This window comes from Streptomyces sp. NPDC059695 (assembly GCF_042733785.1).
Classification (GTDB): domain Bacteria; phylum Actinomycetota; class Actinomycetes; order Streptomycetales; family Streptomycetaceae; genus Streptomyces.
In genome coordinates, this window is the sequence record NZ_JBHWFF010000009.1 from 188,315 (window position 1) to 202,264 (window position 13,950).

The window sequence follows — 13,950 nt, forward strand, 5'->3', positions numbered from 1 at the left end:
TTACAGCCCCCGCCCATCCCCGCGGGGGGGGGGGTGTGGGGGGGGTTGGCGCGGCGGGCGCGCGGGGGGGGGGGGGGGGCCCGGCGGGGGGGGGGGCCCCCGGGGGGCGCCCGCTCCCGGTGTCACGGGGCCGTTGTCCTGACGCCACGCCGGCAGAGCCCTCACGCGGGCGTGCAGGACTGGACGCACGGTCACCACACTAGGCCGCCGAGGGCCCCGACGGGCAGCGCTCTCCCTCTCTTGCCCGAATGCGACCCGGCCACCCGTAACGATCTGGTATGCGCCGAACGGGTGAGCTTCCAGGGGGTGTCGGGAGGCTACCCGGCGACGGGTACCGCGGCCTCCCGAGCGGCGTCGGGCCCCTGTTCGAGCAGGACGGAGAACCCTTCCTCGTCCAGAACCGGAACCTTCAGCTGCATCGCCTTGTCGTACTTCGAACCAGGGTTTTCACCCACCACCACGAAGGAGGTCTTCTTCGAAACGGAACCGGTCACCTTCGCTCCGAGCCCCTGGAGGGACTCTTTTGCGCCATCCCTGGTGAACTTCTCCAGCGTCCCGGTCACCACGACCGTCAGGCCCTCCAGCGGACGCGGTCCGACGTCCTCGCCGGCCCCCTCGTCCTCCAGGGCCACCCCGGCGGCCCGCCACTTGCGCACGATCTCGCGGTGCCACTCCTCGGAGAACCACTGCTTCACCGCGGCCGCGATGATCCCGCCGACGCCGTCGACGGCCGCCAGCTCCTCCTCGCTCGCCTGCTCGATCCGCTCCAGGGAGCGGAACTCGCGGGCCAGCGCCTCGGCCGCGACCGGCCCCACGTGCCGGATGGAGAGCCCGTTGATGAAGCGGGCCAGCGGGCGGGTCTTGGCCGCCGCGATGTTCTCCAGCATCGCGAGCGCGTTCTTCTTCGGCTCGCCCTTCTGGTTGGCGAAGACCGTGACGATCTTCTCCTCGCCGGTCTTCGGGTCACGCCGGGGCAGTCCGCTGTCCGGGTCGAGGACGTACGCCTTGATCGGCAGGAGCTGCTCGATGGTGAGGTCGAAGAGGTCGCCCTCGTCCGCGAGCGGCGGCTCGGCGGGCTCCAGGGGCCGGGTCAGGGCCGCGGCGGCGACGGCGCCGAAGTTCTCGATGTCCAGGCACTGGCGCCCGGCGAGGAAGAAGAGACGTTCACGCAGCTGCGCCGGGCAGGTCCGGGCGTTCGGGCAGCGGAGGTCGATGTCGCCCTCCTTCATCGCCTTCAGCGGCGTCCCGCACTCCGGGCACTCGTCGGGCATCACGAACTCCCGCTCGGTGCCGTCCCGCAGGTCGGCGACCGGGCCGAGGATCTCGGGGATGACGTCGCCGGCCTTGCGCAGCACGACGGTGTCGCCGATCAGCACGCCCTTGGCCTTCACGACCTCCTGGTTGTGAAGGGTCGCGAACTCGACCTCGGAGCCGGCCACGGTCACCGGCTCGACCTGGGCGTACGGGGTGACGCGCCCGGTCCGGCCGACGCCGACCTTGATGTCGATCAGCTTGGTGTTGACCTCCTCCGGCGCGTACTTCCAGGCGATCGCCCAGCGCGGGGCGCGCGCGGTGGAGCCGAGACGGCCCTGGAGGGGGATCTCGTCGAGCTTGACGACGACCCCGTCGATCTCGTGCTCCACGGAGTGGCGGTTCTCCCCGAAGTACGCGATGAACTCGCGCACGCCGTCGAGCGAGTCGACCACCCTGTTGTGCCGGGCGGTGGGCAGGCCCCACTCGCGCAGCAGCTCGTACGCGTGGGAGAGGCAGTCGATGGCGAAGCCCTCGCGGGCGCCGATGCCGTGCACCACCATGTGGAGCGGGCGCGAGGCGGTGACCTTCGGGTCCTTCTGCCGGAGCGAGCCCGCGGCCGCGTTGCGCGGGTTGGCGAAGGGCTTGTCGCCGGCCTCCACCAGTCGGGCGTTGAGCGCCTCGAAGCCGTCCATCGGGAAGTAGACCTCGCCGCGGATCTCCACGAGGTCCGGGATCCGCTCGCCGCGCAGCCGCTCGGGGATGTCGGCGATCGTCCGGACGTTCGGCGTGATGTCCTCGCCGGTGCGGCCGTCGCCGCGGGTGGCGGCGCGGGTCAGCCGCCCGTGCTCGTAGGTGAGGTTGACCGCGAGGCCGTCGACCTTGAGCTCGCACAGGTAGTGGTAGCCGACCCCGCCGACGTCCCGGGCGACGCGCTCGGCCCAGGTGGCGAGCTCCTCGTCGTCGAAGGCGTTGTCCAGGGAGAGCATGCGCTCCCGGTGCTCGACGGAGGTGAACTCGGTCTCGTACTGCCCGGCGACCTTCTGCGTCGGCGAGTCCGGCGTCCGCAGCTCCGGGTACTCCTCCTCCAGCGCTTCCAGCGCGCGCAGGAGCCGGTCGAAGTCGCCGTCGCTGATGACCGGCTGGTCCTTCACGTAGTACCGGAAGCGGTGCTCCTCGACCTGCTCGGCCAGCTCGGCGTGCTTCTCCCGTGCCTCGGCGGGCAGGGCCCCCTGTTCGACTGCCACCGTTTCGTCCTCCCGTTACTCAGGGTTGTCCGCGAGCGACCGTGCCGCTCTGACGCAGTGGGCGAGCGCCGCCCGGGCGTAGGCGGGCGAAGCGCCCGCGAGCCCGCACGAGGGCGTGACCACGACGGACTCCGCCAGAGTCCCCGGATTCAGCCCCAGCCTGCGCCACAGCGTCCTGACACCCATGACGCTACCGCCCGGGTCGGACAATGCCGTGTCGGTGGACGGCACCACACCGGCGAAGAGCTTCGTCCCGGCCTCCACGGCCTCGCCGATCGTCTCCTCGTCACGTTCGGTGAGGAGCGAGAAATCGAACGAGACGCCCGCCGCGCCCGCCCGCCGCAGCAGGGCGAACGGCACGTCGGGCGCGCAGGAGTGGACGACCACCGGGCCGTCGTGGACGGCCATGACGTCCCGCAGGGCGCTCTCCACGACCTGCCGGTCGACGGCCCGGTGGGTGCGGTAGCCGCTGGCGGTGCGGACGTGGCCGCGCAGCACGGCGGTGAGCGAGGGCTCGTCGAGCTGGAGCACGATCCGCGCGCCCGGGACCCGCCGGGCGACCTCCGCGAGGTGCGCGCGCAGGCCCTCCGCGAGGGAGCCGGCCAGGTCGCGGCAGGCCCCGGCGTCGCCGAGGGCGGCCTCGCCGCCGCGCAGCTCCAGGGCCGCGGCGAGCGTCCACGGGCCGACGGCCTGGACCTTCAGCGGGCCCTCGTACCCCTGGGTGAACTCCTCCAGTGCGTCGAGGTCCTCACCGAGCCAGGAGCGGGCCCGCTTGGTGTCGCGGCCGGGCCGGTCGCTGATCCGCCAGCCGCTCGGCTCCACGTGCGCGTACAGCTCGACGAGCATCCCGATCGTCCGGCCGATCATGTCGGCGCCGGGGCCCCGGGCGGGCAGCTCCGCGAGGAACGGGAAGTCCTCGAAGGACCCGGTGACGGTCTTCGCCGCCTCGCGGGCGTCGCCGCCGGGCAGGGAGCCGACGCCGGTGGCGGGGCCGAAGGGCTTCATGTCGCTCACGTCTACCGCCCCGGGCGCACGGTGAGGTCGTTGATCTCCGCGTCGCGCGGGAGATCGATCGCCGTGAGGATCGCCGTCGCGACGGACTCGGGATCGATCCAGCGGGAGGCGTCGTACTCCTTGCCCTCCTGCTGGTGGACCTTCACCTGCATGGGGCTGGCGGTGCGGCCGGGGTAGACCGAGGTCACCCGCACGCCGTGGGCGTGCTCCTCGTGGCGCAGGGAGTCCGCGAGGGCCTTCAGGCCGTGCTTGGAGGCGGCGTACGCGCCCCACTCGGCGTGCGCGTTGAGCCCGGCGCCGGAGTTCACGAAGACGACGTGGCCCTGGGAGACCCGCAGCTGGGGCAGGAAGTGACGGGTCAGCTCGGCCGGGGCGACCAGGTTGACGTTCAGCTGGTGGTGCCAGGTCTTCGGGGTGAGTTCCCCGATCGGGCCGAGGTCGACGACGCCCGCGATGTGCAGCAGGCTGTCCACCCGGTCCGGGAGGCTCTGGTGCGAGAAGGCCCAGGACAGCCGGTCCGGGTCGGCGAGGTCCCCGACGAGCGTCCGCGCGCCGGGGAACAGGGCGGCGAGCTCCTTCCCCCGCCCCGCGTCGCGCGCGTGGAGCACGAGTTCGTCCCCGCGCGCGTGAAGGCGGCGCGCGACGGCCGCGCCGATGCCGGAACCCGCTCCGGTGATCACATGTGTAGCCATGGGCACCATGCTCGCATCAGCGGGAGGCGATCTCCGCCTCCAGGTGGGCGAGGGCCGAAGGGGCGTCGTCCGCGAAGAGGACGAGGTCGGCGAGGGGGATCGGGAGGAAGCCCTCGTCCTCCATGCGGCGGAACTGCGCCTTCAGTCCGTCGTAGAAACCGGCCGTGTTGAGCAGGACGACCGGCTTGGCGTGCTTGCCGTGCTTCTTCAGCTCCAGGATCTCGGTGGCCTCGTCGAGGGTGCCCGTGCCGCCGACCATGACCACGACGGCGTCGGACTTGGCGAGGAGCAGTGCCTTGCGCTCGGCGAGGTCCCCGGCGACGACCATCTCGTCGGCGTTCGGCCGGGCCTTGTGGGCGAGGAAGTCCACGGAGACGCCGACGAGACGGCCGCCCGCGTCCTGGACGCCGTCCGCGACGACCTTCATGAGACCGGTGTCGGAGCCGCCCCAGACCAGGGTGTGGCCGGCCTTGCCGAGGAGCGTGGCGAACTCCCGGGCGGGGGTCGTGTAGCGCTCGTCGAGGTCGGCGGCGGAGAGGAAGACGCAGATGTTCATGGCCTCCACCGTAGGGGGTCGCGGAGAAAGTCCGGCGGGCGGCGATGAGTTTCCCCGACGGCCCCGGTCTGCCCTGCCATGGACGAGGTGAGCAGGGGCCGTGTCGTGTCGCGGGACGGCAGGGAGATCGCGTACGAGCGGTACGGGGACGGGAGTCCCCTCGTGCTGGTGCCGGGCACGGACGGCGGCGGGCGGGCGCTGGCCGTGCTGCTGGCCCGGCGCTTCTCCGTCGTGACGTACGAGCGGCGCTGGGGCGGGGCGGTGGAGCGGGAGATCGAGGACCTGGCGGCCGTCCTGGAGGCGGCGGGTCCCGGCGCGGCCGTGCACGGCACGGAGACGGGCGGCGTCCTCGCGCTCGCGGGGGCGGCGGCGGGGCTCCCGGTGGCGGCGGTGTCGGTGTACGAGCCGGAGCCGCTCGCGGACCGGCTCGTACAGGCGGTCCACGCGCGCGTGCTCGTGGTCGACGGGGGCGCGAGCCCGGCGGAGACCCGGCGGACGGCCCGCGCCCTGACGGCGGCCCTCCCCCGGGCCCGGCACCGCACCCTGACGGGGCAGACGCGCGAGGTGGCCCCGCACGTCCTGGCCCCGGTCCTGGAGGAGTTCCTGGAGGACTCCCTGGCGGAGTCCCCGGGCGGACCCTAGGCGGTGGCCGTGGCGGCCGTGCGCCTGGTGGTCGCCGCGATCGTCGCCGAGCCCACCACGCGCGTGCCGTCGTACAGGACGATCGCCTGGCCGGGCGCCACGCCGCGGACGGGCGCGTCGAAGGAGACTCTCAGCTCGCCGTCCTCCATCGCCGCGCTCACCGGCGTCTCGTCGCCGTGGGCGCGGAGCTGGGCGGTGTAGCGGCCGGGGCCCTCGGGGGCGGTGCCGCACCAGCGGGGCTTGATCGCGGTGAGCGCGATGACGTCGAGCGCCTCGGCGGGACCGACCGTGACCGTGTTGTTCACGGGCGAGATGTCGAGGACGTAGCGGGGCTTGCCGTCCGCCGCCGGGTGGCCGATCCGCAGGCCCTTGCGCTGGCCGATGGTGAAGCCGTACGCGCCCTCGTGGCTGCCGACCTTCGTCCCCGTCTCGTCGACGATGTCGCCCTCCGCCCTGCCCAGCCGGCCGGCGAGGAAGCCCTGGGTGTCGCCGTCGGCGATGAAGCAGATGTCGTGGCTGTCGGGCTTCTTCGCGACCGCGAGCCCGCGCCGCTCCGCCTCCGCCCGGATCTCGTCCTTGGTGGTGAGGGTGTCGCCGAGCGGGAACATCGCGTGGGCAAGCTGCTTCTCGTCGAGCACGCCGAGGACGTACGACTGGTCCTTGGCCATGTCGGAGGCCCGGTGCAGCTCGCGGGTGCCGTCCTCGTTCAGGACGACGGTGGCGTAGTGGCCGGTGCAGACCGCGTCGAAGCCGAGGGCGAGCGCCTTGTCGAGGAGCGCGGCGAACTTGATCTTCTCGTTGCAGCGCAGGCACGGGTTGGGCGTGCGGCCCGCCTCGTACTCGGCGACGAAGTCGTCGACGACGTCCTCGCGGAACCGCTCGGCGAGGTCCCACACGTAGAAGGGGATGCCGATGACGTCGGCCGCCCGGCGCGCGTCCCGCGAATCCTCGATCGTGCAGCAGCCGCGCGCTCCGGTGCGGAAGGACTGCGGGTTCGCGGAGAGGGCCAGGTGCACGCCGGTGACGTCGTGACCGGCTTCGGCCGCACGGGCGGCGGCGACGGCGGAGTCCACTCCGCCGGACATGGCGGCGAGGACGCGGAGAGTCTTAGTCATAGCGCTACCAGGGTACGGGGCGACGGGAACCGCGGTCGCGGTAGTAAGCGTTCTCGGTGGCATGGGGAGCAAGCCGAAGGGCACGGGGAGCGGGGCGGGCGGCCGGCGCGTGGGGCGACGGGCCGTGCTGATCGGCGGCGCGGCCGCCGCGGTGGGCACGGCCGCGCTGGCCAGGGACGAGCTGGGGCGCCTGTGGTGGCGGCTGCCGGGGATGGAGAAGAAGCGGGTCGAGGGGGAGCTCGACCACAAGGGCGCCGAGTGGACCTCGGCGGCGCGGGCGAACTGGCGGCGGGCCGACCGGCCGGACGACTACACGGTCGACCGGGTCGTGATCCACGTCGTGCAGGGCAGCTACGCGTCGGCCCTGAGGGTCTTCAAGGACCCGTCGCACGGGGCCGCCGCGCACTACGTGGTCCGCAAGGACGGCCATGTGGCGCAGATGATCCGGGAGCTCGACGTCGCCTTCCACGCCGGGAACCGCGACATGAACGAGCGGAGCATCGGCATCGAGCACGAGGGCTTCGTCGACCGGCCGCAGGACTTCACGACGGCGATGTACGAGGGCTCGGCGCGGCTCACGGCCGACATATGCGCCCGGTACGGGATACCCGTGGACCGGGAGCACATCATCGGGCACGTCGAGGTCGAGGGCACCGACCACACCGACCCCGGTCCGCACTGGGACTGGGGCCGGTACATGGCGCTCGTGCGGAAGGCCCGCTCTCGGATCAGCTGAGGCCGGCCGTGCGGGCGCGGTCGACGGCCGGGCCGATCGCCCCGGCGACCGCCGCCACGTCCTCCTCGGTGGAGGTGTGGCCGAGGGAGAAGCGCAGGGTGCCGCGGGCCAGGTCGGGGTCGGTGCCGGTGGCGAGCAGGACGTGGCTGGGCTGGGCGATGCCCGCGGTGCAGGCAGAGCCCGTGGAGCAGGCGATGCCGGCCGCGTCGAGCAGCAGGAGCAGGGAGTCGCCCTCGCAGCCGGGGAAGGTGAAGTGGGCGTTGGCCGGGAGCCGGCCGACCGGGTCGCCGCCGAGGATCGCGTCGGGCACGAGCGCCCGGACGGCGGTCACGAGCTCGTCGCGCAGGGCGCCGACCTCCCGGGCGAACTCCTCCTGCCGCTCGGCGGCGAGCCGGGCGGCCACGGCGAAGGCGGCGACGGCGGGCACGTCGAGGGTGCCGGAGCGGACGTGCCGCTCCTGTCCGCCGCCGTGCAGCACCGGTACGGGGGTGTGCTCGCGGCCCAGGAGCAGGGCGCCGATGCCGTACGGGCCGCCGATCTTGTGGCCGGAGACCGTCATCGCGGCGAGGCCGGAGGCGGCGAAGTCGACCGGGATCTGACCCACCGCCTGGACGGCGTCGGCGTGCAGGGGGACGCCGTACTCCGCGGCGACGTCGGCGAGTTCACGGACCGGCATGATCGTGCCGATCTCGTTGTTCGCCCACATGACGGTGGCCAGGGCGACGGAATCGGGGTCGCGGGCGATCGCCCCGCGCAGGGCGTCGGGGTGGACGCGGCCGTGGGCGTCGACGGGGAGGTAGTCGACGGTGGCGCCCTCGTGGGTGGCGAGCCAGTCGACGGCGTCCAGGACGGCGTGGTGCTCGACCGGACTGGCCAGGACGCGGGTGCGGCGGGGGTCGGCGGCGCGACGGGCCCAGTACAGGCCCTTCACGGCGAGGTTGTCGGCCTCGGTTCCGCCGGAGGTGAAGACGACCTCGCTCGGCCGCGCGCCGAGCGCGGCGGCGAGGGTCTCGCGCCCCTCCTCGACGGTCCGCCGGGCGCGCCGTCCGGCGGCGTGCAGGGAGGAGGCGTTGCCCGTGACGGCGAGCTGGGCGGTCATCGCCTCGATCGCCTCGGGCAGCATGGGCGTGGTCGCGGCGTGGTCGAGGTAAGCCATGGTGGGTCGATTCTACGAGCCCGGGGTGGCGGGGCCGTCGCCTGGCCTGTTCTCGGGGGGCGGTTCTCAGCCGCGGGCGGCGCGGGGCCGTGCCCGCCGTTGTGGGGCATCGTCCCGCCGTTGTGGGCAATCGTTCCGCTGGGGCGGAACGGGTGGGCACAACGGAACGGCGCCCCGTGCCGGGCCCAGGCTCCCGCGCCCTGACCCGCACCGGATGCCCGCCGCCGCTCGTGGTGCGGGTCCAGGCGCGGAACGCGGAGGCGCCGCTGAGGGCGCCGTCCCGTGTGCCCACCCGTCCCGCCCCAGCGGGACGATTGCCCACACGGGCAGCGGGCGAAGGCCCACACGGGCCTGGGCGGGAGGCCCACGCGGGGCGCGGGGCGGCGCCCCGCCGGGAAGGGCCGCACGGGCGCGGGCGGTCAGGGGCGGGGGGCTCGGGCCAGTTGGCGGGACTGGGCCACCAGGCGGTTCGCGCTGTCCCAGACCTCGGCGTCCTCCTCCAGGAAGCCGCCCGCCAGGTTCCGCGTGGTGATCGAGACCCGCAGCGGACCCGGCGCCGGGCGGCAGCGCACGTGGGTCGTGAGCTCCACCGTCGGCGTCCAGCCCTTGAGGCCCAGTTCGAAGGAGGTCGGCGGCAGCGCGTCGACCGCGAGCAGCAGCGAGAGGGCGTCGGGCTCGCGGCCGTCGGCCAGGCCGAACCACGCGCGCATCTCGCCCTTGCCCGAGGGCGCGCCGACCGCCCAGCCGACGCAGGCCGGGTCCAGGCGGAGGTCGAGGCGGTCCGCGATCGCGGAGGAGCCGGGGATCCTGGGGGCCGGGTTGTCCGCCGCGCTGAAGCAGTTCTCGATCGGGGCCATCGCCGGCGGCGTCGCGGAGGTGCGGACGTCGTCGGGAAGCGCGTCGAGGTCTCCGTACGAGGCGAGGACGCGGATGCGCTCGACCTCGGTGCCGTCCTCGGCGTACTGGAAGAGCGAGGCCTGGCCGGTGGAGAGGGTCCGGCCGGCGCGGACGGTCTGCGTCCGGATCACCGCGGGGCCCGGCACGGACGGCGTGAGGTAGTGCGCCGAGATCGTGAACGGGTCCGGGTGCGGGAGGTGCTCGCCGAGGGCGCGGCCGAGCAGGGCGAGGAGGTAGCCGCCGTTGACGGCGTGGATGATCGTCCAGCCGGCGGAGAGCTCGGCGTCGTAGACGCCGGTCTCCCTGAGGGTGACGGCGGTGTCGCGGTCGAACTCGCTCGTGACGGCGGGGGCTGCCTCGGTGCTCGTGCTCATGGCTCCGACGGTACCGCAGCTAGCTACTGAGCGGTAGCTTTTTCCGGTTCCTCGCTCGCGGACGAGCGGCGGTTCCAGGCGCGGGGCGCGCGCCAGTGGAAGCGCAGGGCGAGGAGGCGCAGCACGAAGGCGGTCACGACGGCGGCGCCGCTCGTGAACGCGTTGAGCGTGTCGAACCGGATGCACAGCACGACCATCGTCGCGCCCACGATCGCCGGGACGGCGTACAGGTCCCGGTCCCAGCGCAGCAGCGACGGCACCTCGTTCGCCAGCACGTCCCTCAGCACACCGCCGCCGACGGCGGTCGCCAGGCCCAGCGCGGCGGAGGACGTGAGGCCCAGGCCGTAGTCGTACGCCTTGATCGTGCCGGTCACGCAGAAGAGCCCGAGGCCGGCCGCGTCGAAGACGTTCACCGCGGTCTGGGTGCGCTCGACCTCCGGGTGGAGGAAGAAGACGAGGACCGCCGCGATCAGCGGCATCAGGAAGTAGCCGAGATCGCTGAACGCGGCGGGGGGCACGGCGCCGATGACCAGGTCGCGGAAGAGACCGCCGCCGAGGGCGGTGACCTCGGCGAGGACGGCGATGCCGAAGACGTCGAAGTTCTTGCGGACGGCGAGGAGGGCGCCGGAGATGGCGAAGACGAAGATGCCGACGAGGTCGAGGGCGTGTTGGACGGAGGGGGTGAACAATTCGTGGAGCACGGCCCCATTGTCCCGGTTGCTCCGGGCTGCCCCTGCCGCGCGGCGCCCGCCGCCCGCCGCCGGGTGGGCGGCGCGCACCCGCCGTTGTGGGCATGCGTTCCGCCGGGGCGGAACGGGTGGGCACAACGGAACGGCGCCCTTGCCAGCGCGGGAGGCTACTGGGCCTGAACCCGCACCCCGTGCACGGAACCGGTGGTGCGGGTCCAGGCACGGGACGCGGAGGCGCGGCCGAGCGCGCCGTCCCGTGTGCCCACCCGTCCCGCCCCAGCGGGACGATTGCCCACACGCGGCGGGGCGAAGGCCCGCAACGGCGGGCGCGGGTCAGGCCTCGGGCTCGTCGGCCTCCGGCTTCGGGGGCTTCGTGATCGCGACGTCCACCGATGCGCGCGCGGCCGGGATCGTGACCGCCTCCGCGTTCTCCGGGTGGTGGCAGGCCACGCGCTGGCCCGGGCGGAGTTCCAGGAGCGGGGGCTCCTGGGTCTTGCACAGGTCCGTGGCCTTCCAGCACCGGGTGTGGAAGCGGCAGCCCGCCGGCGGGGCGATCGGGGACGGGACGTCGCCCTTCAGCAGGATCCGGTCGCTCTTGGCGCCCCGGCGGCGCGGGTCCGGGATCGGGACGGCCGACATGAGCGCCCGCGTGTACGGGTGCATGGGCGCCTCGTACAGGGACTTGCGGTCCGCCAGTTCCACGACCTTGCCCAGGTACATCACCGCGATGCGGTCCGAGACGTGCCGGATCACGGAGAGGTCGTGGGCGATGATCACGTACGTGAGGCCGAGCTCCTGCTGGAGGTCGTCCAGGAGGTTGACCACCTGCGCCTGGATGGAGACGTCCAGGGCCGAGACGGGCTCGTCCGCGACGACCAGCTTCGGCTTCAGGGCCAGGGCGCGGGCGATGCCGATGCGCTGGCGCTGACCGCCGGAGAACTCGTGCGGGTAGCGGTTGTAGTGCTCGGGGTTGAGGCCGACCAGGCCCAGCAGGCGCTGGACCTCCTTCTTCACGCCGCCCTCGGGCTCGACGCCCTGGAGCTTGAAGGGGGCCGAGACGATCGAGCCGACGGTGTGGCGCGGGTTCAGCGAGCCGTACGGGTCCTGGAAGATCATCTGGATGTCCCGGCGGAACGGGCGCATGCCCGAGACGCCGAGGTGCGAGATGTCCTTGCCCTGGAACTCGATGGTTCCCTCGGTCGGTTCGAGGAGCCGGGTGATGAGCCGGCCCATCGTCGACTTGCCGCAGCCGGACTCGCCGACGACGCCGAGGGTCTCACCGGGGTAGACCTCGAAGTCGAGGCCGTCGACCGCCTTGACCGCACCGGTCTGGCGCTGGAGCAGCCCCTTCTTGATGGGGAAGTGCTTCTTCAGGCCGGTGACCTTGAGCAGGGGCTCCATGTTGTCGCTCACAGTTTCGGCGCAATCTCTTCGGTCCAGATGCGGGTCCGCTCCTCCTGCGGCATGTGGCATGCCGAGAAGTGGCGGTCCCCGGCCGGCGCCAGCTCCGGCCGCTGGGTGCGCGTGATGCCGCCCTTGGGGACGTCCGCGTACGGGCAGCGGGGGTTGAAGGCGCAGCCGCTCGGGATGTTGATGAGGCTGGGCGGGTTGCCCTTGACCGGGATGAGCCGCTCGGTCTGCTCGCGGTCGATCCTGGGCATCGAGCCGAGCAGGCCCCAGGTGTAGGGGTGCTGCGGCTCGTAGAAGACGGACTCGGCCGGTCCGCGCTCGACGCAGCGCCCGCCGTACATGACGAGGATGTCGTCGGCGAGCTCGGCGACGACGCCGAGGTCGTGGGTGATGATGACGACCGCGGAGCCGAACTCCTTCTGGAGGTCCCGCATCAGGTCGAGGATCTGTGCCTGCACGGTGACGTCGAGCGCGGTGGTCGGCTCGTCGGCGATGAGCAGTTCGGGGTTGTTGACGAGCGCCATGGCGATCATCGCGCGCTGGCGCATGCCGCCGGAGAACTCGTGCGGGTAGTTGTCGAACCGCTTGGCGGGCTCGGGGATGCCGACCCGGTCGAGGAGTTCGACGGCCCGCCTCTTCGCCGTCTTCTTGTCGACGTCGTTGTGGATGCGGTACGCCTCCACGATCTGGTTGCCGACCGAGTAGTACGGGTGCATCGCGGACAGCGGGTCCTGGAAGATCATCGCCATCTCGCGGCCGCGCATCCGGCGGACCTCGTCCGGGTCCGCGGAGAGCAGCTCGCGGCCGTTGAGCCAGATCTCGCCGGAGATGCGGGCCTTCTGCCGGCCGTACTGCCCGACGGTGTGCAGGCCCATGATGCCGAGCGAGGTGACCGACTTGCCGGAGCCGGACTCGCCCACGATGCCGAGGGTCTTGCCCTTCTCCAGCTGGAAGCTGAGGCCATCGACCGACTTGACCAGACCGTCGTCGGTCGGGAAGTGGATCTTCAGGTCGCGCACGTCGAGGAAGGCCTCGGACGGGGCGGACTTCCCGGTGTCGACGGGCTCTCCCACGGCAGCGCCCGTCTTCGTCAGCTTGTCCGTCATGCGAGCCTCACTCGGGGGTCGATCACCGCGTACAGCAGGTCCACGACGAGGTTGGCGATGACGACGCAGGAGGCCGTGATGAGGGTGACGGCCAGGATCAGCGGCAGGTCACGCTCGCTCACGCCCTTGATGGCGAGGCCGCCGAGGCCGTGGAGGCTGAACGCGGTCTCGGTCAGGATCGCGCCGCCGATGAGGGCGCCGAGGTCCATGCCGAAGATGGTCAGGATGGGGGTCATGGTGGAGCGCATGGCGTGCTTGCCGAGCACGACCGGCTCCGGCAGCCCCTTGGCCCGCGCGGTGCGGATGTAGTCCTCGCCGAGGACCTCCAGCATGGTGGCGCGGGTGAGTCGCGCGTACATCGCCGCGTACAGGAAGGCGAGGGTGACCCAGGGAAGGAGCAGTCCGCCGAACCAGCCGCCGAAGGACTCGGTGATCGGCACGTACGAGGCGTCGACCCAGTGGAGCTGGGTGCGGAAGACGAGCATCGCCAGCATGGCGGTGAAGAAGATGGGGAGCGAGACGCCGGCGAGCGCGGTGATCATCGCCGCGCGGTCGATGACCGTGCCCCGCTTGAGCGCGGAGACCACGCCCGTGGAGACGCCGAGGACCAGCCACAGCACGGCCGCGCCGACGACCATGGACAGGGTGACCGGGAAGGCGTCGACCAGCATGCTCCAGACGTCCTGCTCGGTACGGAAGGAGTACCCGAAGCAGGGCGCGGCGCAGTGGATGGTGTCGCCGCCGCCGGTGTAGTCCCGGCCGACGAAGATGCCGGAGACGAAGTGCCAGAACTGCACCAGGATCGGCTCGTCCAGGCCCAGCTTCTGCCGGACGGCCTCGATGGAAGCCGGATCCGCCTGCTTGCCGACGAACATCGCGGCAGGGTCGCTGCCGGTCATCTTGGGGATGAGGAAGAAGATGCTGAGCGTCACGAGCGTGACGACGAGCAGCATCGCGACGACTGCGAAGAGCCGTCGGACTATGTATGCAAGCATGCGGTCGGCCGGTCGGGGGGGGGGGGGGGCCGCGGCGGGGGGGGGGGCGCCGCGCGGGGCGGGGCGGGGC

13 protein-coding genes are annotated in these 13,950 nt (G+C 72.8%); 2 read left to right on the forward strand and 11 right to left on the reverse strand.

Annotated elements, in window-relative coordinates:
* Positions 1-317 precede the first annotated feature (317 nt).
* From ligA to ACFV2S_RS14205, 4 genes are read right to left on the reverse strand one after another with little or no spacing between them, the layout of a single operon-like run.
* Entirely contained in the window at positions 318-2,498 is a 2,181-nt protein-coding gene (gene ligA, locus ACFV2S_RS14190) for an NAD-dependent DNA ligase LigA (protein ID WP_385557644.1), read from the reverse strand.
* A gap of 15 nt (positions 2,499-2,513) precedes the next feature.
* Positions 2,514-3,503, reverse strand: coding sequence for a methionine synthase (locus ACFV2S_RS14195; RefSeq protein ID WP_385557772.1), 990 nt, complete (start codon positions 3,501-3,503; stop codon positions 2,514-2,516).
* A gap of 11 nt (positions 3,504-3,514) precedes the next feature.
* On the reverse strand, positions 3,515-4,213 hold the full coding sequence (locus tag ACFV2S_RS14200) for an SDR family oxidoreductase (RefSeq protein ID WP_383796982.1): 699 nt from the start codon (positions 4,211-4,213) through the stop codon (positions 3,515-3,517).
* Positions 4,214-4,220: 7 nt separating this feature from the next.
* The gene (locus ACFV2S_RS14205) at positions 4,221-4,760 is read right to left on the reverse strand and encodes a TIGR00730 family Rossman fold protein (protein ID WP_385557647.1); all 540 of its coding nucleotides are present in this window, start codon (positions 4,758-4,760) and stop codon (positions 4,221-4,223) included.
* A 78-nt stretch (positions 4,761-4,838) separates the two neighbouring features.
* Between ACFV2S_RS14205 and ACFV2S_RS14210 the strand changes: the two genes are divergently transcribed.
* Positions 4,839-5,402, forward strand: a complete 564-nt coding sequence (locus ACFV2S_RS14210) for an alpha/beta fold hydrolase (RefSeq protein WP_385557651.1) — start codon at positions 4,839-4,841, stop codon at positions 5,400-5,402.
* Here ACFV2S_RS14210 and mnmA read toward each other — a convergent pair.
* Positions 5,399-6,517 carry a tRNA 2-thiouridine(34) synthase MnmA gene (mnmA, locus tag ACFV2S_RS14215; protein ID WP_385557654.1) on the reverse strand — a complete coding sequence of 373 codons (1,119 nt, stop codon included), beginning with the start codon at positions 6,515-6,517 and terminating at the stop codon, positions 5,399-5,401. The genes ACFV2S_RS14210 and mnmA overlap by 4 nt on opposite strands.
* A 61-nt stretch (positions 6,518-6,578) precedes the next feature.
* Here mnmA and ACFV2S_RS14220 point away from each other — a divergent pair, with 61 nt between their 5' ends.
* Complete coding sequence (locus ACFV2S_RS14220; RefSeq protein ID WP_383796978.1) at positions 6,579-7,253, forward strand: N-acetylmuramoyl-L-alanine amidase; 675 nt, start codon at positions 6,579-6,581, stop codon at positions 7,251-7,253.
* Here the strand turns inward: ACFV2S_RS14220 and ACFV2S_RS14225 are convergent.
* The 6 genes from ACFV2S_RS14225 to ACFV2S_RS14250 form a co-directional block, all read right to left on the reverse strand.
* Complete coding sequence (locus ACFV2S_RS14225) at positions 7,246-8,409, reverse strand: cysteine desulfurase family protein (protein ID WP_385557658.1); 1,164 nt, start codon at positions 8,407-8,409, stop codon at positions 7,246-7,248. The genes ACFV2S_RS14220 and ACFV2S_RS14225 overlap by 8 nt on opposite strands.
* 419 nt (positions 8,410-8,828) lie before the next feature.
* Positions 8,829-9,680, reverse strand: coding sequence for a thioesterase family protein (locus tag ACFV2S_RS14230; RefSeq protein WP_385557661.1), 852 nt, complete (start codon positions 9,678-9,680; stop codon positions 8,829-8,831).
* Between the two features lie 23 nt (positions 9,681-9,703).
* Positions 9,704-10,381, reverse strand: a complete 678-nt coding sequence (locus ACFV2S_RS14235; protein ID WP_385557664.1) for a trimeric intracellular cation channel family protein — start codon at positions 10,379-10,381, stop codon at positions 9,704-9,706.
* Positions 10,382-10,702: 321 nt separating this feature from the next.
* Positions 10,703-11,770, reverse strand: a complete 1,068-nt coding sequence (locus ACFV2S_RS14240) for an ABC transporter ATP-binding protein (RefSeq protein ID WP_385557775.1) — start codon at positions 11,768-11,770, stop codon at positions 10,703-10,705.
* 8 nt (positions 11,771-11,778) lie between these two features.
* The gene (locus tag ACFV2S_RS14245) at positions 11,779-12,885 is read right to left on the reverse strand and encodes an ABC transporter ATP-binding protein (RefSeq protein ID WP_383801869.1); all 1,107 of its coding nucleotides are present in this window, start codon (positions 12,883-12,885) and stop codon (positions 11,779-11,781) included.
* Entirely contained in the window at positions 12,882-13,880 is a 999-nt protein-coding gene (locus ACFV2S_RS14250) for an ABC transporter permease (RefSeq protein ID WP_385557668.1), read from the reverse strand. The genes ACFV2S_RS14245 and ACFV2S_RS14250 overlap by 4 nt, the downstream gene beginning before the upstream one ends.
* Positions 13,881-13,950: the final 70 nt, after the last annotated feature.